At 61.0% G+C, this 19,611-nt stretch carries 19 protein-coding genes and 1 pseudogene; 5 read left to right on the forward strand and 15 right to left on the reverse strand.

The features are described 5' to 3' along the window. Positions 1-152: 152 nt before the first annotated feature. Both ROE7235_RS21075 and ROE7235_RS15040 read right to left on the reverse strand, forming a co-directional pair. A pseudogene (locus ROE7235_RS21075) lies at positions 153-258 on the reverse strand (mannonate dehydratase); the annotation flags it as partial. 25 nt (positions 259-283) lie between these two features. Then, positions 284-1,027, reverse strand: coding sequence for an FCD domain-containing protein (locus ROE7235_RS15040; protein ID WP_121096324.1), 744 nt, complete (start codon positions 1,025-1,027; stop codon positions 284-286). Positions 1,028-1,281: 254 nt separating this feature from the next. Here ROE7235_RS15040 and ROE7235_RS15045 point away from each other — a divergent pair, with 254 nt between their 5' ends. Beyond that, entirely contained in the window at positions 1,282-3,492 is a 2,211-nt protein-coding gene (locus ROE7235_RS15045) for a glycoside hydrolase family 31 protein (protein ID WP_245963987.1), read from the forward strand. A gap of 307 nt (positions 3,493-3,799) precedes the next feature. Here ROE7235_RS15045 and ROE7235_RS15050 read toward each other — a convergent pair whose 3' ends face one another. Continuing rightward, positions 3,800-4,825 carry an IS110 family RNA-guided transposase gene (locus ROE7235_RS15050; protein ID WP_121096326.1) on the reverse strand — a complete coding sequence of 342 codons (1,026 nt, stop codon included), beginning with the start codon at positions 4,823-4,825 and terminating at the stop codon, positions 3,800-3,802. Between the two features lie 108 nt (positions 4,826-4,933). On the opposite strand from ROE7235_RS15050, the gene ROE7235_RS15055 reads away from it, so the two are divergent. From ROE7235_RS15055 to ROE7235_RS15070, 4 genes are read left to right on the forward strand one after another with little or no spacing between them, the layout of a single operon-like run. Continuing rightward, a complete protein-coding gene (locus ROE7235_RS15055) occupies positions 4,934-5,185 on the forward strand; it encodes a hypothetical protein (RefSeq protein ID WP_121096327.1) in 252 nt (83 codons plus the stop codon). Further along, positions 5,166-6,599, forward strand: coding sequence for a mannitol dehydrogenase family protein (locus ROE7235_RS15060; RefSeq protein WP_121096328.1), 1,434 nt, complete (start codon positions 5,166-5,168; stop codon positions 6,597-6,599). Before ROE7235_RS15055 ends, ROE7235_RS15060 begins: the two co-directional genes overlap by 20 nt. Then, a complete protein-coding gene (uxaC, locus tag ROE7235_RS15065; RefSeq protein ID WP_121096329.1) occupies positions 6,596-8,023 on the forward strand; it encodes a glucuronate isomerase in 1,428 nt (475 codons plus the stop codon). The genes ROE7235_RS15060 and uxaC overlap by 4 nt, the downstream gene beginning before the upstream one ends. Then, positions 8,014-8,895 (forward strand): sugar kinase, encoded by an 882-nt coding sequence (locus ROE7235_RS15070; protein WP_121096330.1) that lies wholly within the window; start codon positions 8,014-8,016, stop codon positions 8,893-8,895. Before uxaC ends, ROE7235_RS15070 begins: the two co-directional genes overlap by 10 nt. A gap of 20 nt (positions 8,896-8,915) precedes the next feature. Here the strand turns inward: ROE7235_RS15070 and ROE7235_RS15075 are convergent, their stop codons facing one another. From ROE7235_RS15075 to hslV, 12 genes are all read right to left on the reverse strand, one after another. Further along, complete coding sequence (locus tag ROE7235_RS15075; RefSeq protein WP_121096331.1) at positions 8,916-9,986, reverse strand: ABC transporter ATP-binding protein; 1,071 nt, start codon at positions 9,984-9,986, stop codon at positions 8,916-8,918. A 4-nt stretch (positions 9,987-9,990) separates the two neighbouring features. Next, positions 9,991-10,986: a glycoside hydrolase family protein gene (locus tag ROE7235_RS15080; RefSeq protein WP_121096332.1), complete on the reverse strand. Its 996-nt coding sequence runs from the start codon at positions 10,984-10,986 to the stop codon at positions 9,991-9,993. A 6-nt stretch (positions 10,987-10,992) separates the two neighbouring features. Beyond that, a complete protein-coding gene (locus ROE7235_RS15085) occupies positions 10,993-11,871 on the reverse strand; it encodes a carbohydrate ABC transporter permease (RefSeq protein WP_121096333.1) in 879 nt (292 codons plus the stop codon). A gap of 1 nt (position 11,872) precedes the next feature. Further along, positions 11,873-12,943, reverse strand: coding sequence for a carbohydrate ABC transporter permease (locus ROE7235_RS15090; RefSeq protein ID WP_121096334.1), 1,071 nt, complete (start codon positions 12,941-12,943; stop codon positions 11,873-11,875). Between the two features lie 63 nt (positions 12,944-13,006). Further along, positions 13,007-14,266 carry an extracellular solute-binding protein gene (locus tag ROE7235_RS15095; protein ID WP_121096335.1) on the reverse strand — a complete coding sequence of 420 codons (1,260 nt, stop codon included), beginning with the start codon at positions 14,264-14,266 and terminating at the stop codon, positions 13,007-13,009. Between the two features lie 26 nt (positions 14,267-14,292). Further along, positions 14,293-15,342, reverse strand: a complete 1,050-nt coding sequence (locus ROE7235_RS15100) for a LacI family DNA-binding transcriptional regulator (protein WP_121096336.1) — start codon at positions 15,340-15,342, stop codon at positions 14,293-14,295. Positions 15,343-15,568: 226 nt separating this feature from the next. Next, entirely contained in the window at positions 15,569-16,297 is a 729-nt protein-coding gene (gene tpiA, locus ROE7235_RS15105; protein ID WP_121096337.1) for a triose-phosphate isomerase, read from the reverse strand. A 55-nt stretch (positions 16,298-16,352) separates the two neighbouring features. Further along, positions 16,353-16,745 (reverse strand): HesB/IscA family protein, encoded by a 393-nt coding sequence (locus tag ROE7235_RS15110; RefSeq protein ID WP_121096338.1) that lies wholly within the window; start codon positions 16,743-16,745, stop codon positions 16,353-16,355. 1 nt (position 16,746) lies between these two features. Beyond that, positions 16,747-17,280 (reverse strand): sugar O-acetyltransferase, encoded by a 534-nt coding sequence (locus tag ROE7235_RS15115; protein WP_121096344.1) that lies wholly within the window; start codon positions 17,278-17,280, stop codon positions 16,747-16,749. Between the two features lie 29 nt (positions 17,281-17,309). Further along, the gene (locus ROE7235_RS15120) at positions 17,310-17,660 is read right to left on the reverse strand and encodes an SUF system Fe-S cluster assembly protein (protein WP_121096339.1); all 351 of its coding nucleotides are present in this window, start codon (positions 17,658-17,660) and stop codon (positions 17,310-17,312) included. 71 nt (positions 17,661-17,731) lie between these two features. Next, positions 17,732-19,033, reverse strand: a complete 1,302-nt coding sequence (hslU, locus tag ROE7235_RS15125) for an ATP-dependent protease ATPase subunit HslU (protein WP_121096340.1) — start codon at positions 19,031-19,033, stop codon at positions 17,732-17,734. Continuing rightward, on the reverse strand, positions 19,030-19,581 hold the full coding sequence (gene hslV, locus ROE7235_RS15130; RefSeq protein ID WP_121096345.1) for an ATP-dependent protease subunit HslV: 552 nt from the start codon (positions 19,579-19,581) through the stop codon (positions 19,030-19,032). Before hslV ends, hslU begins: the two co-directional genes overlap by 4 nt. Positions 19,582-19,611 lie beyond the last annotated feature (30 nt).

Below are 19,611 nucleotides of genomic sequence, written 5' to 3' on the forward strand. Positions count from 1 at the left end.
CGGGCAGTTCAGTGATGGTAGTCTCTGGCATGTGGCATATCCCTTTCTCGACTGAGAATTGACGGCGTCTGAACACCGCCATGATATGCCGCCCCTCAGGGCATCACCAACTTTCGCGCGTTTCTCTTCGTCATGCGACCAAACACTGTCATTGGGCAAATGATGCAGGGCAGACACAACCCCGGTCGCGCCCGCCTGACGGATGTCAGCCAGCGAAATAGGGTCATCCGGGCCGAACCAGCGCCAAGTGTAGTCCATGCCTAGAGCACCTGCTTGCTATAGTTCAACGAAACGCCCCCGAGACTTGCTGCGGATCGAACAGATAGCCATCGAAGCCGGGATCTTCATCGTCCGACAGCGCCAGTAGTGTTATGCGCACGTTTTCCAGATGCTGCCACATCGCACGCTTTGCGGTCTCTGGGTCGCGGCGTTGCAGCGCCGCCAGCACAAGATTGTGGTCATCCAGCCAGCGCAGCCGGTAATCGGTTTCAAAAATTCGATCATGGAGTTGCGCCCACAAGCGACTGCGCGCGCGCTTTTCCCACAGATCGCCGACCGCCTCGACCAGCACACTGTTCTGCGTGGCTACGGCAATCAGGTGGTGGAACTGTTCATCACCGGAATAATCCATACGGCCAGAGGCGATGCTGTCGCGCTCCATCTCTAGGGCCTCATGCATTCGCAAGATGTCTGGTTTCGTCACGGTCAATGCCGCCATCCCTGCAATCGCGCTTTCCAGTAGCTGACGCGCCTGTATCAATTCGAATGGGCCAATATCGGTCACATCGCTGCGCGGATTGTCGCCCGCGTTGCGCGTCAGATAGATGCCGGACCCTTTGCGCACTTCCAGAACGCCCTCGACCTCTAGAAGCAGGATGGCTTCGCGCGCGCCTGAGCGGCCGACGCCAAGACGCTCCGCGATCTGCCGTTCTGTCAGAATTCTATCACCGGAACGATAGCCGCCCTGCGAAATCAGTTCGCGCAACTGGTCGGCGGTTTCCTGATAGCGGCGTCCGCCTTTGGTCATCACGTCTCTCCCACGGCGCTCACCCATGCTTAACATGATACGTCTTGCACAGACGACCAATGCTCTCCGCGCCTCAACGGGCTGTTATGCGGCGGGACATCTGCTCCATCGCGAGATCCGCCGTTCCGGGCTGACGAGTGATACCTGCCTAGCAATCACCAATAAACATATCAACCAATTTATGAATTGGTTGACCAATATGATATCTTTTGCCACACATCGTGTACAGCGCAGCCCGCAGCCGGAACCGCGCCTTGACCAGTCTGTCGCTCAAGATCACGCTTTCCAACCCTAGATTTTCCGGGATACCCTGCCCCATGAAAACCGCCGAGACTTGGCAGCTTGCGACGAAGGACCGGCACGGCGTAACGCTGACCGTCGATGGTAAACACACCCTGCGGATAGAAGCGGTGGAGACTGCGCAATTCCGGGTCCGCCTGCTGAAAAACGGCGCATGGCGGCTTGGTCGCAGTTGGGCCGTGGCCCCCGACGGTCCCTTGCCGCGCGAGGGGCGTAGCCGCGACAGCCATGCGGGTTTCTCATGTCCTGTGGTGGATATGCGGCAGGATGGTGATACGCTGACCCTGTCCACGGGCACGCTGCGCGCAATCATCCGCCAGCCATTGCACATACACTGGCAAGCCAAGTGCGACGATGGCTGGCGCGACGTTGCCCAAGACCGCCCCACCGGCGCGTATATGCTGGGACGGCGCAGCCACGCCAATGCTCATTTTCTGCGCCGTCATCCGGGCGAGGCGGTGTTCGGACTGGGCGAAAAGACTGGGCCGCTGGACCGCACAGGCCGCCGGTTCGAGATGCGCAATCTGGACGCTATGGGCTATGATGCGCAGACGACCGACCCGCTGTATAAACATATCCCGTTTACCCTGACACGCACCCCGCACGCCGGAAGCTTCAGCCTGTTTTATGACACGATGGCGGGCTGCTGGTTCGATCTGGGCAACGAGTTGGACAATTACCACGCCCCCTATCGCAGCTTTCGGGCCGAAGACGGTGATCTGGACTACTACTTCACATGGGCGCCAGATGTGCTTGCGCTGGTCAAAGCGCAACAAAGGCTGACGGGCGGCATAGCTTTCCCACCGCGTTGGTCGTTGGGGTATTCGGGCTCTACCATGGCCTATACGGACGCACCCGACGCGCAGGCCCAGTTATCGGGGTTCCTGTCCGATCTGGACCGCCACGCCATCCCGTGTGACAGTTTTCATCTGTCATCGGGCTACACCTCTATCGGCGGCAAGCGCTACGTGTTCAACTGGAACACGGATAAATTCCCCGATGTCGAGGGGTTCACCACGGCGTTTGAAAGGGCCGGAGTGAACCTGATCGCAAACATCAAACCGTGCCTGTTACAGGACCACCCGCGCTATGCAGAGGCCGCAAGCCAAGGTCTGTTTATCACCGACAGCGACACCGGCACGCCAGAGGTCTCTGTGTTTTGGGATGCCAAAGGGTCGCATCTGGATTTCACCAACCCCGCTACACTGGACTGGTGGCAAGCCAATGTCACCACCGCGCTGCTACAGCGCGGGCTGACCAGCACTTGGAATGACAATAACGAGTTCGAGGTCTGGGACCACCACGCACAATGCCACGGATTTGGCGCACCAATTGATATGGGGCTGATCCGGCCTTTGCATGCACTTCTGATGGCCCAGGCGTCGGAAGCCGCGCAAAGGGCCCATGCTCCGGCAAAGCGGCCCTACCTGATAACCCGCGCGGGCGGCACCGGTCTGCAGCGTCACGCGCAGACATGGACGGGCGACAACCGCACCAGTTGGGACAGCTTGCGCTGGAACATCCGCATGGGGCTGGGGCTGGCTTTGTCTGGTATCTCGAATATCGGGCATGACGTAGGTGGCTTTGCCGGACCGCAACCCGATGCCGAATTGCTGTTGCGCTGGGTGCAAAACGGCATTTTCCATCCGCGCTTCGTTATCCATAGCTGGAACGATGACGGCTCTGTCACCGAACCATGGACGCACCCGGACGTGTTGCCCGAAATCCGCGCCGCGATCAGGCTGCGCTACCGGTTGTTGCCCTATCTCTACACCTGCTTGTGGCGCGCTGTCACGCAGGGCGAACCGATGCTGCGGCCGACCTTTCTGGACCACGAACACGACGCTGAATGCCATGTCGATACGGATGATTTCATGCTGGGGCAGGATTTGCTTGTGGCCAGCGTGGTGACGCAAGGCGCAACACAGCGGCGGGTTTATCTGCCGCAGAACGCAACCGGCTGGTGGAATTTCGAGCTTGGGAAATGGTGCGCAGGCGGGCAATGGCTTGACCTGCCGGTAACGCTGGCAAGCATACCCCTATTCGTCCGCGGTGGCGCTGTTCTGGCGTTGGCGCGCGGGGCGCAACGGGCGACCCCACAGGCCGAAACTGCCCGCGAACTCGCCGTGTTCCCCGCACCGGGCGATGGCTCAGAACTTCGGTAACGGGTCCGTCCTAGTCAAGGCTTTTTTCACAAGACATCAGAGCCCGCAGAAGCAGGAGTTTTGTTTTCCGACCTGTCCGCTGCCGTTCTTCACGCCAGCCCGTAATTGGGTCCTTGGGGCACATGCTTCGGTCCGTGGTCAGCGCGCTGGCTGCCAACATGATGCTGGTTCGGTGCAATCCCGATGTGCCAATCTCATAGGCGTGCTTGACTGTTATCAGCCAGCGACTGTCCTGAGCACGACATCATCGGAACCACGTCCCTGCGGGACCTCGGGGCCTGCGATCAAGCAAGCAACGGGTTTGATGTTAATGCGTCGGTGCCGCCTCAAACTGGAATGTCGAGCCGTCGACCCACATGCGATGCAGTATCACTGCGATCCTGCGCGCTAACGCGACCATGGCTCGCTTCCGGCCTCGGCGCTTTGCAAGTTGAGCGCCCCATGTTCTCAGCCATGTCGATCGACCACGGTTCATCATTACGGTCGCGGCCTGGCACAACGCGCGCCTCAAGTTCACGTCACCGGCCTTGGTTATGCCGCCTGAGACATCGCGCTCGCCAGACTGGTTGCGTGATGGTGTTAGGCCGACCCAGGGACCAACGTTCTTCGAAGAGGTGAAGCGCGCAGGGTCGTCGACGGCAGACCGGTAAGTCAGGGCAACGACTGCACCAACTCCCGGCATCGTCATCAGTCGTACACAAACCGGGTCGTCTTGGGCCATCTGCCGAACCAGTTTTTCGAGGCCCGCAAGTTCCTGGCGCAACGACGCCCTTGCACGCAACATGGGAGCTGTCGCTGTATCGAGCATGGCATTGCCCTCAGCGAGTTCTCGAATGCGATGCTCGAACCTTCCTCGGGAAATCGCACCGACCTTCAAGCCAAAGTTACGCAAGAGCCCGCGCAGTGACATCTCCAGTGCGAGCATGTTCTGCTGGATGGCCTTGCGAGCACTGAGAATGGCGCGAACCTCCTGCGCCGAAACTGACTTGCAGTGGACCGGGCGGAACCAACCGAGGTGGAGCAGACGGGCAATCCCCTCAGCATCTCTCCGATCTGTCTTGATGGGCATGGCCTTCAAGGCGCCCTTCACCTGCCGTGTCTCCATCAGAACAGCATCCAGCCCGGCATCTGTCAGCCCACGATGCAGCCACTGTGACAAGGGACCAGCCTCAAGGCCCAAGGCGGCAATGGTGCCGTCCAAGGTGTGAAGCCACGCAAGAAGCGGCTCCGGTTCGCTGGCGACCTCAGCTTCCTGAACGATTTTTCCATGCTCGCTGACCGCGCATATCGCCGTCTTGGCCAGTGACACATCCAATCCGATAAACAGTCTCATCCCCTATTCCTCCAATCAGGTTTAATACGGGAATGGCGACAGCGCAGTGGTGATCTGCCAAGCGGTAATTGTGATGCGCAACGCAGGACCCGTTACGGCATCTCGTATATGTATGACGATGACGGCGACAATGCCGATGCGCTGGACGGGAACCACTGCCAGACAGCACTCACCCTTGCGCGCCGGAACGGTCGGCTGACCGTGTCGATGTCGCATCAGGGTCAGGCAGCCTTTCCCTTTGCGCATGTGACACTGACACTGCCAGCCGGAATGACAGAACAGGTCTGGATCGGCGGGCGCGCGTTCGGGCATGGCGAGGTAATTCCAGTGAGGGCACTTGATGACCTACGACCGCAGTAAGCTGCGCCCGCGCTGGCTGCATATCGGGTTCGGGGCCTTTGCCCGCGCGCATCCACTTTGCGTGCTTCACCGGGGCTTGTTGAATGACCCGACCGGCGACTGGGGGGTGATCGTGGCACGGTTGAATTCTGGCCGTGACGCGCTTGACCAACTCGACCACGCGCGGGGTATCTATCATGTGCTGGCCGCCGATGCCGATGGGCTGCACGCAGAGCAGGTGGGCTGCGTTATCGGCACACGCCACCCTGACCGTGACGGTGCAGATGCACTGCCCATGCTAATCGCCAGTCCCGAGCTTGCGGTCATATCGCTGACCATTACGGAAAAAGGATATTGCTCTGGTCCCGACGGGCTGGATTTCGACAATCCCGCTATTCGGGCCGAACTGGCAGGCGCCCCGCCCCGAACGGCGATTTCTGTGCTGGTGGCCGGGCTGGCGCGCAGGCGGGCGGCAAGTCATGCCGGGCTGACATTGCTGGCCTGTGACAACCTGTCGGGCAACGGCACGAAACTGGCGCGCGCCGTGGATGATTTCGCCCGCGCCACGGACCCGCAGCTTGCCGACTGGATCGCGGGTGCATGCCGGTTCCCCTGCTCTATGGTGGACCGGATCGTGCCTGCTATGACCTCACCAGACCGTGACCGCGTGCGCGGCACCTTGGGCCAAGACGATCCGTCCGCCGTGATCTGCGAGCCGTTCTTGCAGTGGGTGATAGAGGATAGCTTCGCCGCAGACCGCCCCCCGCTGGCAGAAGGCGGTGCGCTGCTGGTGGCGGATGTCGAGCCGTATGAAGACATGAAATTGCGCATGCTGAATGGCGCGCACAGCCTGCTTGCGCTGTTGGGCGGCCAAGCGGGGCTGGCGACGGTCGATGCCTGCATGGCCGATCCGCACTTTGCCGCCGCTGTCGCACATTTCCACGCGCAAGAGGCAGCGCCCACCCTGCCGCCATTGCCCGGAATCGACCTGGCACGCTACGGGGAAGACCTGCGCGCGCGGTTCCGGAACCCGGCGCTGAAGCACCGCACCGCGCAGATCGCGAGTGATACAAGCCAGAAACTACCCCAACGCATTCTGGCCCCTCTGCGTTGGCATTTGGCGCAGCGCGGCACGGTGCCGCCCCTGATGGCGCTTGTTCTGGCAAGCTGGCTGATCTGGCTGCGCGGGTATGGAGATGACGGGTGCGCGTTGGAAGTGAATGACCCACGGGCCGAAACCCTGCGCGCCCGCATTTCGACGCTGCCGTCGGATGCAGACGCGCTGCCCGTGTTCCTTGCAGGCTATGACGGCTTTGGCCCTGATCTGGCGCCGGACCAGCGACTGCACAGCGCCGTGCAAGACGCGCTCGCACGGTTGCGGGCGCATGGCGTGCGCAATACCCTTGCGGCCACAATGTCGGAGGTTGCATCTTGAGCCGTTTTCTTGGCCCCGATTTTCTGCTCGACACAAGCACAGCGCGGCACCTTTTTCATGACGTGGCCAAGCCTCTGCCGATTGTCGATTTTCACAACCACCTCTCGCCGCAGGACATTGCGCAGGATCGCCATTGGGACAATCTGGGCGCGCTATGGCTGGAGCATGACCACTACAAATGGCGGGTCATGCGCTGGGCGGGTGTGCCCGAAAGCCATGTGACCGGCAGCGCGGATTTCCGTGCGAAATTCGATGCGTTTGCCCGCGTCATGCCGCGTATCGTGGGCAACCCCGTGCATCACTGGTCCCATCTGGAGCTTTGGCGCCATTTCGGGCTAGAGGGGGTGGTTCTGACGCAAGACACTGCTGCGCGGGTGTGGGACACCGCCGCAGAGCGCCTGTTAGAACGCGGCTTTGGCGCGCGCGGGCTGTTGGCGCAGATGAATGTTTCTTATGTCGCAACCACCGACGACCCCTGTGACACGCTGGAGCATCACGCCGCCTTTGCCGCAGAGGCAGCTACAGGTTTGCGCATGGTGCCAACCTTTCGCCCCGACCCCGCGCTTTACCCCGAAGATGCAGGGTTTGCAGCGTGGCTGGACCGTTTGGAAGCCGCCAGCGGCCAAAGCATCGCAACCTATGCAGAGCTTTTGTCCGCGCTGTTGCAAAGGCTGGACCATTTCCGCGCCCATGGTGCGCGTGCCGCTGATCACGGACTGAACCGGCTGGATGTGATCGACCCTGCCACGCAGGCCGAAGGCGATGCCACGCTAAGTCATGCGCGCCTTGGCCAGACCGTTTCGCACGCCGCAGCCGCCGCGTTCCGTCACCGTCTGCTTCTGGATCTGGGCCGCGCCTATGCCGCACATGATATGGTCATGCAGCTGCACATGGGTCCGTTGCGCAACACGCGCAGTCGTCTGATGACCGGCTTCGGGCGCGATGCCGGCGCCGACAGCCTGCGCGACGCCCCTCTTGCAGAGGCACTGAATGCGCTTCTTGACGGGCTGGACCGTGACAATGCCTTGCCGCGCACGATCCTCTATGCGCTGGATCCGGGCAAGACCCCCGTCATCGTGACCACTGCGGGTAATTTCCAGGATGGCAGCCTTGCAGGCAAGGTGCAGCCCGGCACCGCGTGGTGGTTCAACGACCAGTTGGACGGGATGGAAACGCAGATGCGCACGCTGGCGCAAATGGGTCTGATATCGACATTTCTGGGCATGCTGACTGACAGCCGCTCTTTCCTGTCCTTCCCGCGCCATGAATACTTCCGGCGCTTGTTGTGCCGGATGATCGGTACTTGGGCCGAAACCGGCCATCTGCCCGACGACCCCGAACAGCTGGACGCGCTGGTGCGCGACATCTGCTACCGTAACGCCGCCGCGTGGTTTAACCCAACCGAGGGTGCGAAATGCGACTGATCTGCTTGGGCGAATGCATGGTCGAACTGGCACCTGCAGAAAACGGGCTGTTCCGACAAGGGTTTGCAGGCGACACGTTCAACACCGCCTGGGCGCTGCGAAAGGTCTGTCCACAAGACTGGCAGATCGGCTTTGCCACCGCATTGGGCGACGACCCCCTGTCTATCGAGATGGCGGCGTTCATGGCTGGGAACGGCATTTGCACGCGCGATGTTCAGGTCCTTTCGGGCCAGACCTGCGGTCTATACCTGATAAAGCTGGTTGATGGAGAGCGCAGCTTTGCCTATTGGCGCGCGCACTCCGCCGCGCGACAGATGGTCGATGACGAGGACGCGCTGGCGCGCGCCCTTGCCGGGGCCCAGGCGATCTTTCTATCCGGCATCAGCTTGGCAATTCTAGCGCAGGACCGGCGCGAGGCGCTTGTCGCCGCGCTGGAAGGTTATGCGGGACAAGTCTTTTTCGACCCGAATTTCCGCGCGCGCCTGTGGGACAATAGCGGGCAAGCACGCGACTGGGTGCTGCGCATCGCCCGTCGTGCGGATATCCTGCTGCCCAGCCTAGACGATTGCACGGCCCTTTTTGATGTCTCGGACGCAGAAAGCGCGCTGCAGACGTTATCCGCGACAGGTGTGCCAGAAATCGTTCTGACCAACGGAGCGGAACCTGTCACGCTATGGCATGACGGTCAGATCAGCCGCACGGTGGCGCCTGAAACGCCGCCGCCCCTTGATACGACCGGCGCGGGCGACGCGTTCAACGCCGGATATCTGGCGGCAAGGTTGCAAGGCACTGCACCGGACGAAGCCGCACATCGCGGGCAATTGCTATCCGCACGGGCCATCGCGACCCGTGGCGGATTGTTGGACCGTTGACCGCGCTTGCGACAGGCGGGCTAGCCCCCGACTGGAAAGAGATGTGCTTCCGCCGGGTTGAACTGCAAGGCCACAGCTTGGTCCGCCGGCAAAACACGGTCCTCTGAAAAGGTTGCGATCAGATGCGTGCCGTCGCGCAATACCAGATCGGCAACGGTTTCGCTGCCCAACCGTTCGGCGACCGTAACCTTGCCTTCGACCTTACCGGCACCGGCACCATCAGCCGACAGGTATTGCGGGCGCAACCCCATTACAGCGCGGTCCCCTTTTACAATCGGGCGGCCTTTTGTGTTCAGCACCACAGGCTCCATCGCCGCATGCGCAACCTTGGCTTCGGTGCCTTGCACATCCATCACCTCGACATCCAGAAAGTTCATCGAGGGCGCACCCAGAAAGCCCGCCACGAACAGATTTTCGGGGTTGTGATACAGGTCCATAGGCGCGCCCATCTGCATGACATGCCCATCTTTCAGAACCACGATCTTGTCGGCCAGCGTCATCGCTTCGACCTGATCGTGCGTAACATAGATCATCGTTGCATCAAGCTGGCGGTGCAGTTTGCCGATTTCCATGCGCATATCCATGCGCAGCGCGGCATCAAGGTTCGACAAGGGTTCGTCGAACAGGAACACGTTGGGTTTGCGCACAATCGCGCGGCCAATGGCCACGCGCTGGCGTTGCCCGCCCGATAGCTGGCTGGGGCGGCGGTCGAGCAGATGTTCCATCTGCAAGATGCGCGCGGCCTCTTGCACCTTGGCATCCTTTTCGGATTTCGAGGTGCCCGCGATGGTCAGCCCGAACGCGATATTCTCGCGCACCGTCATATGCGGGAATATAGCATAGGACTGAAACACCATCCCCACGCCGCGTTCCTTGGGGGTGATGTCATTGACCACCCGCCCGCCAATCGAGAGCGTGCCGCCGGAAATATCCTCCAGCCCCGCGATCATGCGCAAGAGCGTGGATTTGCCGCAACCGGAGGGACCGACAAAGACGCAAAACTCGCCATCCTTGATGTCGATATCCACGCCTTTGATGACATCGACAGCGCCATAGGATTTTCGGATCTCTTTCAGAGACACATCTGCCATGGCCCTACTCCGCCGCTTTTGTATCGGGCCGCACGACAAGGCGGCCATCGTCCAGCACTTCGACCGGATCGGGGTTCAGGATCACACCTTGGAAATGTCCCTCCGCATTCCTGTCGGCAAAGCCCATGATGCGCAGCCCCGCCCCGGTTTCGACAATCCGCGCCGCATAGCGGCGGCAGGGCAAGGCACCGTCCAGAAACGGGCCATCCGCAATGACCCAAGGACCCCGGGGGCTGTCGGCCATCAGGTAATGATTGCCGGTGACTGCGCCGCCAGGCGTGGCGATGGCCTGCGCTTGCGAGAAGTGTTCGGCGGCAGTGCAGAACAGGCAATACCAGCGGTCAGCCACCTGAAACACCTGCGGCACTTCCATCTGGCCGAAGCCGCCGACAAACACCGGCGGTTGCAGGGTCCATGTCATCAGGTCGTCCGAAGTGGCAAAGCCAATGGCGCCACCGGCGTTCGGCTCTGCAATGCCCGGAGCGCGCGCGGTGAAATACATCAGCCAGCCGTCGCCGTCGGGGTCGCGCATGACCCACGGGTCACGCATGGCGCGATCGTGCCAAAAGCCCTTGGCATGATTGGCTTCATAGGCGGCTGCGGCAGGACCGGTCAGGTCCAGACACAACCCGTCGCCCACGCGGACCCAATTGTGCAGATCATCCGACGTGGCATGTCCCACGCGTTGATACAGCCCCTCATCCGCCTTGGACGTGCCGGTATAGAACAGGTGCCAATGACCCGCATCATCGCGCACGACCGACCCGGTCCATGTGGTAAAATCATCCCATGCGGGGCTGTCGGCGGGAACAAGGCAGGTGCCCAGATGCTCCCAGTTTATCAGATCATCGCTGACGGCATGGCCCTGCGTCACGTTGAAATGGCGCAATTCGGGATTGATCAGCGATTTGTCTGCCTTCAGGAAGAAGACATGCCATTTGTCGCCGTCATGGGCATACCAGCTATCCCATATCCATTGATGTTCGAGTGCGAGAACCATTGCGGATTATCCTTTCACGCCAGTGGACGCGATCGAGGCGATAAAGGCACGCTGCAAGGCCAGGTAAAAGGCCAGCACCGGCACGGTGATCATGGTCAGATACGCCATGACCTCGCCCCACGCGATATTGAGTTGGAAGAAGTATTGCAGCCCGACCATGACAGGGCGGTACTGCTCCTGCTGGACCACGATCAGCGGCCACAGGTATTGGTTGTACATGACCAGAAACTTCAGGATCGCGGCGGTCGCAAGCACGGGGCCGGACAACGGCATCACGACGCGCCAGTATATCTGGAACCATGTCGCCCCTTCGGCGCGCGCCGCCTCTATCAGTTCGCGGGGCAAACCCTTGAAATACTGCACGAACAGAAAGATAGTCAGCGCATCGGCGATCCAGGGGATGATCTGCACGCGGTAGCTGTTCAGCCAGCCGATGGTCACCCCCTCCCAGCCGATCCATGGCAGTTTCGACACCAATAGCAAAAGCGGGATGGCGATGGTTTCGAACGGCACGATCAGCGTGGCAAGAATGACCGACAGGATCACATCGCGCCCGCGCCAGTTGAGGTAGACAAAAGCAAACCCCGCCATGGAACAGACCAGCAGGCACAGCGCCACCGTCAGCCCCGTGACGAGCACGGAATTGAACACGAACAGCCCGATGGGTGCGCGCTCGAACGCTGCCGTATAGTTGTTGAGGCCGACATCACCGACCGGCAGAAAGGCCCGCAGACTGGACGTGTCGGCCAGAAGCTGCTGGTCTGGCTTCAGGCTGGACATGACCATGAAAACCAGCGGAAACACGAATATAATCGCGATCAGCACCAGCACGGCATAGCGGACGGCCAACCGTAGGCCCTGATTGTCGGGGGAAATGGCGGACATGTCAGGCCCTCTCTCTGGTCAGCCAGCGTTGCACAAGCGAGATGGTCAGCACGATCAGGAACAACACCACGCTGATGGTGGCCCCGCCGGAAATATCCTGCTTGCCATAGCCGCGCTCTACGGCCTGAAAGACCAGCGTTTGCGTGCTGTCCAGCGGGCCGCCGCGGGTCATGACATCAATCTGCGCGAACAGGGCGAAAGCCTGCATCGTGATCACGATCAGCACCAGCACCGCCGTGTGCCGCAGCCCCGGCCACGTGATGTATCGGAAGGTCTGCCATTTCGACGCGCCCTCAATCTCGGCAGCCTCATACAAAGTCGGGCTTATGGTTTGCAGCCCCGACAGCCATATGACCATATGGAACCCCACCGCCTGCCAGATCGACATGCCCATGATCGCGGGCAGCGCCGTGTCGGGGTTGCCCAGCCAGTTCACGGGCTGGAACGCACCAAAGGTCAGCCCCGACAGCAGGTTGTTCAACAAGCCGCCGTCGGGCGAATAGATAAACCGCCACAGCAGCGACACTACTACGATCGACACCACCACGGGCATGAAATAGACGGCGCGGAACACGGTTATCCCGCGCAGTTTCTGGTTGACCAGCAAAGCCAGCCCCAATGCCAGCGCACCTTGCAACGGGGCCACGACCAGCACGAATGTCACGGTGTTGACCAGCGCCTTCATGAACACCACGTCGCGCGCAACGACCACATGCGCGGTATCGCCCAGCTGCACGCGGAACCATTCGCGCATGCCGCGATACTGCGGAAAATCATCGCTGCGGGTAATGGTGCGCACCCGTGGGTAAACCGGACTGCCATCGTCTTCGCGTGCGACCTGCCCGTCGGCGTTCAGCTCGGGCTCCAGCTGTAAAACGGCGACCGACAGCATGTCGCGATAATTCTTCAACCCAACGAATTCGGTCGGATTGGGCGAAATCAGGCGCTGGTTGGTCAGCGACAGGCCAAAGGCGAAGAAGAACGGCACGATGATGAACGTGGCGATCAACACCACCCCCGGCGCTGCAAAGCCCCAGCCCGCGCGGTTCGATGTGGTCAGTTTCGAGGACATGGCACTGCCTTTTGCGCTCGGGACAGATGGCCCGCGCCCACGCTAGGGCGCGGGCACGAAGGCTTAGTGGCCGTAGCCGCTATTACGCTCGATATCGGCGTCAATCTCATCGACCGCTGCGTCCAGTGTGTCGGCCACATCGGCACCGTTGGCGATATCGGCCAGTGCTTTCTCGAACACCTTTGCCTGCACGACGTAACCGGGTGTCACCGGCCGCACGAGCGCCTGCGCTTCGCTGAGCTCGAAGAACTCGGCCATCGCACCGCCCTCGGCATAGTTTTCAGTCATCGCAGCGGCAGAGGCTGTCGCCGGGATCAGGCCGATCCCATTTGAAAACGCGGCCAGATACTCGTCTTGCAGCGCGAATTCGATAAAGGCCGCCGCACCGTCCGGGTGGTCTGACGAGCCCGAAACCCCGAATTGCCAGCTTGCTGCGCCAATTTTCGGACCGTTGCCGAAATCGGGTGCGGGCAGGAACAGCGTATCATCAAAGGCGTTCAGCGCGTTCAGTGCAGCCCAGTTTCCGTTCCACGAAAACGCATAGCGCCCCTCAAGGAACCCATTGTCACGCGCAGCAGGATCTTGGCTGGTGCCAGGTGCATACCCTTCGGCAAAGAGGCTTTGCCACCATTCGCCGAATTCAATCGCGGCATCGCCGTTCAGCACGCCTTCGGCGCTTTGGTAAGTGCTGCGGTCGACGATATCGCCGCCAAAGCTTTGCAGGAAAGGTGAGAACGCGTACGGATACCATTCTCCGGTCCAGGCCATGCCCGGATCGAACGCGTATTCCCAATCACCAGTGGCTTTCGCCGCGTCCAGCGCAGCCATGAACTCTTCACCGGTCCACGGCTCTGCAACGGTTGGGGTGCGTAGCCCCAACGCGTCCAGCGTGGACTGGCGCGCAACCATGGCGACCGCCGCATCCCACAGGCCGATGGAATACAGCTCCCCGTCCCAATACCCTTTGGTGCCGGGCAGGAAGTCCGCGATCACGCTTTCATCCAGCGGCAAGGGCTGCATGTAACCAGCCCATGCCCAGTTGGGCATGACGGGGCCGTCTACGTCCAGAATATCGGGCAGGTTGCCCGCCAGTGCCGCCGCAACAACGGAGTCGTTATACGCCCCTTGCGGGAAGCTTTCGAGCGACACGGACCAATCCGACTGGCTGGCGTTGAAGTCGTCCACGATCTGGTTGATGATCGCGCTTTCGACTTCATTGCCTGCGCCGTGATACCACATCGTCAGCGGTGTCTGGGCAAATGCCGTGCCAAGCGCCAAGGATTGCGCCGCCAATGAATAGGCGGCCAAGTGCTTCAGTTTCATGGTTTTCCTCCCTTTAGAGACTGAAATCAGGATTGAATTGCAGTGACCGAGCCGCGCCAGACCACCGGCGCAGCCACCAATTCGCAGCCGCCCTTGTTAGGTGCGGGGCCGGTTGAAATCTGGCTCAGTAGCCGTGCGGCGACGCGCTCTCCCATTGTGCGATACGGCAGTTCGACTGTGGTCAGCGGCGGAAACAGTGTTTCCGCAATCGCGCGATAATTGTCATATCCCGCGATAGAGATTTCTTCGGGCACCCGCAGCCCGCGCCGGCGCAGATGCCCATACAGGCGCAACGCCAGTTCGTCATTCCCACAGCAGATAACCGAGGGCGGGTGCGGCAAGGCCAGCAAATTGTCGATTGCCTGCGCAAGACGGGCGTTTGTGTCTTCGACATCCTGCACATGACCTTCGACCAGCAAAGCAGGATCAAAGGCTATACCGGCGCGGCTCAATGCGTCCCGATAACCCTGACTGCGCAAGCGGGTTGCATCCATACGGGCATCGAGCGTCAGATAGGCAATGCGACGGTGCCCATGCGCCACCAGCCGTGCGGTCAACGCATCTTGGCCCGAACGGTCATCGGGCAGCACACAGGGCAATCCGGTCGCATCATAGCAATTCACAAGATGAATGGGGCAGCTTGCCACGGCATCCGCCAGATCAACCTTGCGGTGGTAATCTGCGACGTAGATCAACCCTTCGACCCTGTGTTCCTGAAAGGTCTGGATCAACGGCTTGACCCGATCTTGCGCGCCACCGGTATCCGCAATCATCAGCGTCATGCCCGCGTCGGCCATACGCGCCTGAATTCCCTGCACGATGTACAAATCCGGCAGGCCCGTCGGCTCTGTTGGTTCGGTGCTGCGCGAAATCGCGCCGGTGATTAGTCCGATCAGCCCAGACTTGTTGGACCGCATCATGCGGGCGGCCTGCGACGGGACATAGTCTAGCGCATCAATCGCAGACAGAACCCGCGCGCGGGTCTCCTCGCCGACCGGGGCATCGCCGTTCAGCACCCGCGATACGGTCTTGGCCGAAACGCCTGCGTGTTGTGCAACGTCGTAGATCGTAGACATGCCCCCTCCCCAATAATTGCGGCGATACCGCCGTCGTGTCACAGGTTCCAAAGCTATGACACCGATGTCATGACACCGATGTCATACCTATGCGAGTTTTCCTGATTCTGTCAAACACGAATTGAAACGGAAGAGATATGGCCAAGCGACGCCTCCCGGCACGGGCCTTGGCCGCGCAGGGATTTCGCAGGAATTAAGGGGAAAACCGCGTCCGGCTTAGACCATGTCAGGCCGCATCAAGCGCCGCGATGATCCCGCCGAAATCGACAGCTTTCAGTGACGCACCGCCAACCAAAGCGCCGTCGACATTGCCCAGCGCAAAAATCTCTGCGGCGTTTCCGGGCTTGACCGACCCGCCATACAGAAGCGACATCTCGGGATCAGGCAGGTTCGCGCGCAACGCGTCATGGACCTCTGCAATCTGCTCCAGCGTCGGGGTGCGCCCCGTGCCAATGGCCCAGACGGGTTCGTATGCGATCACCGTGTTGGCGGCAGTCGCCCCCCCGGGCAGGGATGCGCGCAGCTGCGTCAGCACCACATCCAGCGTGGTGCCTGCGTCGCGCTCTGCCTCTGTTTCACCCACGCAGATGATCGCAGTCAGACCGGCGGCATGGGCGGCGCGTGCCTTGGCCGCAACCAGATCAGAGCTTTCAGCATGGTCCGCTCGCCGCTCGGAATGCCCTAAGATGACATGGCGCGCGCCTGCATCGGCCAGCATCGCGGCCGAAATATCGCCGGTATGCGCGCCATTTGCATCGCTGTGGCAGTCCTGCCCACCCAGTAATATCGCGCTGCCTCGGGCGATATTGGCCATGGGGGCCAGAAGCGTCGCAGGAGGACAGATCAAGACACCGCAATCGGGCGACGGATGCGCCGCGATCAGTGCGCGCACTTCGTCCAGATCGGCGTCAAGACCGTTCATCTTCCAGTTACCGGCAGCAAGTTTGCAGGGCATGGGTATCCTCCTGTTGGTTGCCAACAGGGATACGCGGGGCGGCCCGCCGATGCAATCAGCCTTGGGCGCGGGCCGCGTTCATGCGCTCTGTCAGCGTGTCGACATCGTCAAACTTGATCGATTCGCCGCAGCCGCAGGCATCGGTGACATTCGGGTTGCGGAACTTGAATGCGCTTTCCAGCAAGCTGGTTTCGTAGTCGATCTCTGTGCCGAACAGGAACATCTGCGCCATCGGCGCGATCAGCACGAAGGCACCGTCTTGTTCGATCACTTCCTCATGTTCCTCGACGCTCTGCGCCGTTTCCATGGTGTATTCCATGCCCGCGCAGCCGCCTTTTTTCACACCCACGCGCAAGCCTTTGGCCCCTTCGCGGTCCATAAGGCGTTTGATTTGCCGCACGGCAGCAGGTGTCATCGTCACCGGGGATTTGCCGGGAATGCCAAACATGTCAGCTCTCTTTCCGTATCTGTTGTCGCGCCGGGTTGCCCATGACGGTCGCATCCGCAGCCACGTCGCGCGTGACCACAGCACCGGCGGCGATGATTGCACCATCGCCGACCGTAACACCCGGCAGAATGATCGCACCGCCGCCAATCCAGACATCGGCGCCGATGGTTATCGGGCGGCCCCATTCAGCGCCGGTCGCGCGCGTATCGGCGTCGCGCGGGTGATCGGCGGTCAGGATTTGAACGTTCGGACCGATCTGCGTCCGCGCGCCAATCCGCACTTCGGCCACGTCCAGAATGACGCAGTTGAAATTGGCAAAGCAACCCGGCTCGAAGTGAATATTCATCCCGTAATCGACATGAAACGGCGCGCGGATGACCGCCTCGTTCCAAGTGCCAAGCAGCGCCTGCATCAGCTCGGCGCGTTGCGGATCACCCAGAATGGTTTGGTTGTAGTCCCGCATCAGGCCTTGGGCGCGCTTGCGCAACGCCACAAGTTCCGGGCAGCCCGCATCATAGGGCGCGCCCGCAAGCATCTTGTCACGTTCGGACAAGACCGCATCCATCACATGAACCCCAGTTCCAGCCGTGCTTCATCCGACATCATGTCCATGCCCCATTGCGGGTCAAATGTCATTTCCACATTCACGGATTGAACACCGGGCACGGGTTCCATTGCATTGGCGACCCAGCCGGGCATCTCACCGGCCACCGGGCAGCCCGGCGCGGTCAGCGTCATGATCACGTCCACTTCGCCCACATCCGAAATCGTGATCGTGTAGATCAACCCCAGATCGAAGATGTTCACCGGGATTTCAGGATCATACACCGTCTTGCAGGCTTCCACCAACGACTCATACAACGGGTGTTCGGTGCTGGAGGGCTTGATCAGCAGATCACCTTCGTCTTGTGGCATGGCGTGGCCCTTCCTTCGGCTAGGCTATTTCCTGACCGAATATATAGGAAAACTCTCCGATCCGTCCAGTGCTACAGCACATACCGGCTCAAATCGGCAGAGCGCGACAGATCGCCGATGTTTTGCTCGACAAAAGCAGCGTCTACGACAACGTCCTGCCCCGCACGGTCGGGCGCGTGAAAAGACAACTCTTCGAACACCCGTTCCATGACCGTATACAGGCGGCGTGCACCGATGTTCTCGACCGACTGGTTGACCTCTGCGGCAATGCGCGCAAGCGCGGCGATCCCGTCTTCCTCAAAAGTTACGCCAACCGCTTCGGTCCCCATCAGCGCCGTGTATTGCCGCGTCAGCGCATTGTCGGTTTCCGTCAGAATGCGCACGAAATCGGCCTCTGTCAGCGGGCGTAGCTCTACCCGGATCGGCAGACGTCCCTGCAATTCCGGAAGCAGGTCCGACGGTTTGGCGACATGAAAAGCCCCCGATGCGATAAACAGGATATGGTCCGTCTTGACCGCTCCGTGCTTGGTGCTGACGGTCGTACCCTCGATCAGCGGCAACAGGTCGCGCTGCACACCTTCGCGGCTCACATCGGCACCGCGCGCATCGGCCCGCGCGCAGACCTTGTCGATTTCATCTAGGAAAACAATGCCATTTTCCTGTACAGACTCCAGCGCGGCCAGCTTCACTGCTTCGTCATCCAGCAGCTTGTCGGCCTCTTCCGCGATCAGCAGGTCGTGGCTTTCCGATACCGTCACCTTCTTGCGCGTTGTGCGCCCGCCCATCGCCTTGCCGAACAATTCGCCGATATTCATCATCTGCGGCGGTTGGCCGGGCATGTCGAACATGCCGCCCATAGGGTTGGACGTGTCGGCGATCTCGATCTCGATTTCCGTGTCGTCCAACTCGCCCGCGAGCAGTTTGCGGCGGAACATTTCGCGCGTGGCCTCGCGCGCGTCCTTGCCGGCAATCGCTTCAATCACCCGGTCCTCGGCAGCCTGATGCGCGCGCGCCTTGACGGCCTCGCGCATCTGCTCGCGGGTCTGGGCAATCGCGGCATCGACCAGGTCACGGATAATCTGTTCCACATCGCGCCCGACATAGCCGACTTCGGTAAATTTCGTGGCCTCGACCTTGATGAACGGAGCTTTCGCCAGCTTCGCCAGACGGCGGCTGATCTCTGTCTTGCCCACCCCGGTCGGCCCGATCATCAGAATGTTCTTGGGGTAAACCTCGTCGCGCAACTCCACCGCCAACTGCTTGCGCCGCCAGCGACTACGCAGCGCCACCGCCACCGCGCGCTTGGCCTCGGCTTGCCCAATGATGAAGCGGTCCAATTCAGACACGATTTCGCGCGGGGTCAGGTCGGTCATGCGCTGATCTTCTCCACCGTCAGGTTGCCGTTCGTATAAACGCAAATATCCGACGCGATAGCCATGGCGCGGCGGGCAACATCTTCGGCGTTCATTTCGGTCTCAAGCAGCCCGCGCGCGGCGGCCAAGGCGAAATTCCCGCCCGAGCCGATTGCGGCGATGTCATGCTCGGGCTCCAAAACATCGCCCGCGCCGGTAATCACGAACAAATCGCGCCCGTCGGTCACGATCAGCATCGCTTCCAGCTTTTGCAGGTATTTGTCGGTGCGCCAGTCCTTGGCCAAGTCGACAGAGGCGCGGGCCAATTGCCCCGGCGTGGCCTCCAGCTTGGCCTCTAGCCGTTCCAGCAGGGTGAATGCATCGGCGGTTGACCCGGCGAAACCTGCCACCACGTCGTATCCGCCGGGCGACAACCTGCGCACCTTTCGTGCGCTACCCTTGATGACGGTCTGGCCAAGCGACACTTGCCCATCGCCAGCCACAACCACCTCGCCGCCCCTGCGGACCGCCACAATCGTCGTGCCATGCCAGCCCGGAAACTCGGTCATCGCGCCTGCCTTCATCTTGCTGAAAATACT

The organism is Roseinatronobacter ekhonensis, from assembly GCF_900499075.1.
GTDB classification, from domain to species: domain Bacteria; phylum Pseudomonadota; class Alphaproteobacteria; order Rhodobacterales; family Rhodobacteraceae; genus Roseinatronobacter; species Roseinatronobacter ekhonensis.

Bases quoted from the DNA above. Each gene is read 5' to 3' on its own strand.
- ROE7235_RS15040 (WP_121096324.1), bottom strand. From the start codon at position 1,027: ATGACCAAAGGCGGACGCCGCTATCAGGAAACCGCCGACCAGTTGCGC.
- ROE7235_RS15050 (WP_121096326.1), bottom strand. From the start codon at position 4,825: ATGAGACTGTTTATCGGATTGGATGTGTCACTGGCCAAGACGGCGATA.
- ROE7235_RS15055 (WP_121096327.1), top strand. From the start codon at position 4,934: ATGTATGACGATGACGGCGACAATGCCGATGCGCTGGACGGGAACCAC.
- ROE7235_RS15060 (WP_121096328.1), top strand. From the start codon at position 5,166: ATGACCTACGACCGCAGTAAGCTGCGCCCGCGCTGGCTGCATATCGGG.
- ROE7235_RS15070 (WP_121096330.1), top strand. From the start codon at position 8,014: ATGCGACTGATCTGCTTGGGCGAATGCATGGTCGAACTGGCACCTGCA.
- ROE7235_RS15075 (WP_121096331.1), bottom strand. From the start codon at position 9,986: ATGGCAGATGTGTCTCTGAAAGAGATCCGAAAATCCTATGGCGCTGTC.
- ROE7235_RS15080 (WP_121096332.1), bottom strand. From the start codon at position 10,986: ATGGTTCTCGCACTCGAACATCAATGGATATGGGATAGCTGGTATGCC.
- ROE7235_RS15085 (WP_121096333.1), bottom strand. From the start codon at position 11,871: ATGTCCGCCATTTCCCCCGACAATCAGGGCCTACGGTTGGCCGTCCGC.
- ROE7235_RS15090 (WP_121096334.1), bottom strand. From the start codon at position 12,943: ATGTCCTCGAAACTGACCACATCGAACCGCGCGGGCTGGGGCTTTGCA.
- ROE7235_RS15095 (WP_121096335.1), bottom strand. From the start codon at position 14,266: ATGAAACTGAAGCACTTGGCCGCCTATTCATTGGCGGCGCAATCCTTG.
- ROE7235_RS15100 (WP_121096336.1), bottom strand. From the start codon at position 15,342: ATGTCTACGATCTACGACGTTGCACAACACGCAGGCGTTTCGGCCAAG.
- tpiA (WP_121096337.1), bottom strand. From the start codon at position 16,297: ATGCCCTGCAAACTTGCTGCCGGTAACTGGAAGATGAACGGTCTTGAC.
- ROE7235_RS15110 (WP_121096338.1), bottom strand. From the start codon at position 16,745: ATGTTTGGCATTCCCGGCAAATCCCCGGTGACGATGACACCTGCTGCC.
- ROE7235_RS15115 (WP_121096344.1), bottom strand. From the start codon at position 17,280: ATGCTTGCGGGCGCGCCCTATGATGCGGGCTGCCCGGAACTTGTGGCG.
- ROE7235_RS15120 (WP_121096339.1), bottom strand. From the start codon at position 17,660: ATGCCACAAGACGAAGGTGATCTGCTGATCAAGCCCTCCAGCACCGAA.
- hslU (WP_121096340.1), bottom strand. From the start codon at position 19,033: ATGACCGACCTGACCCCGCGCGAAATCGTGTCTGAATTGGACCGCTTC.
- hslV (WP_121096345.1), bottom strand. From the start codon at position 19,581: ATGACCGAGTTTCCGGGCTGGCATGGCACGACGATTGTGGCGGTCCGC.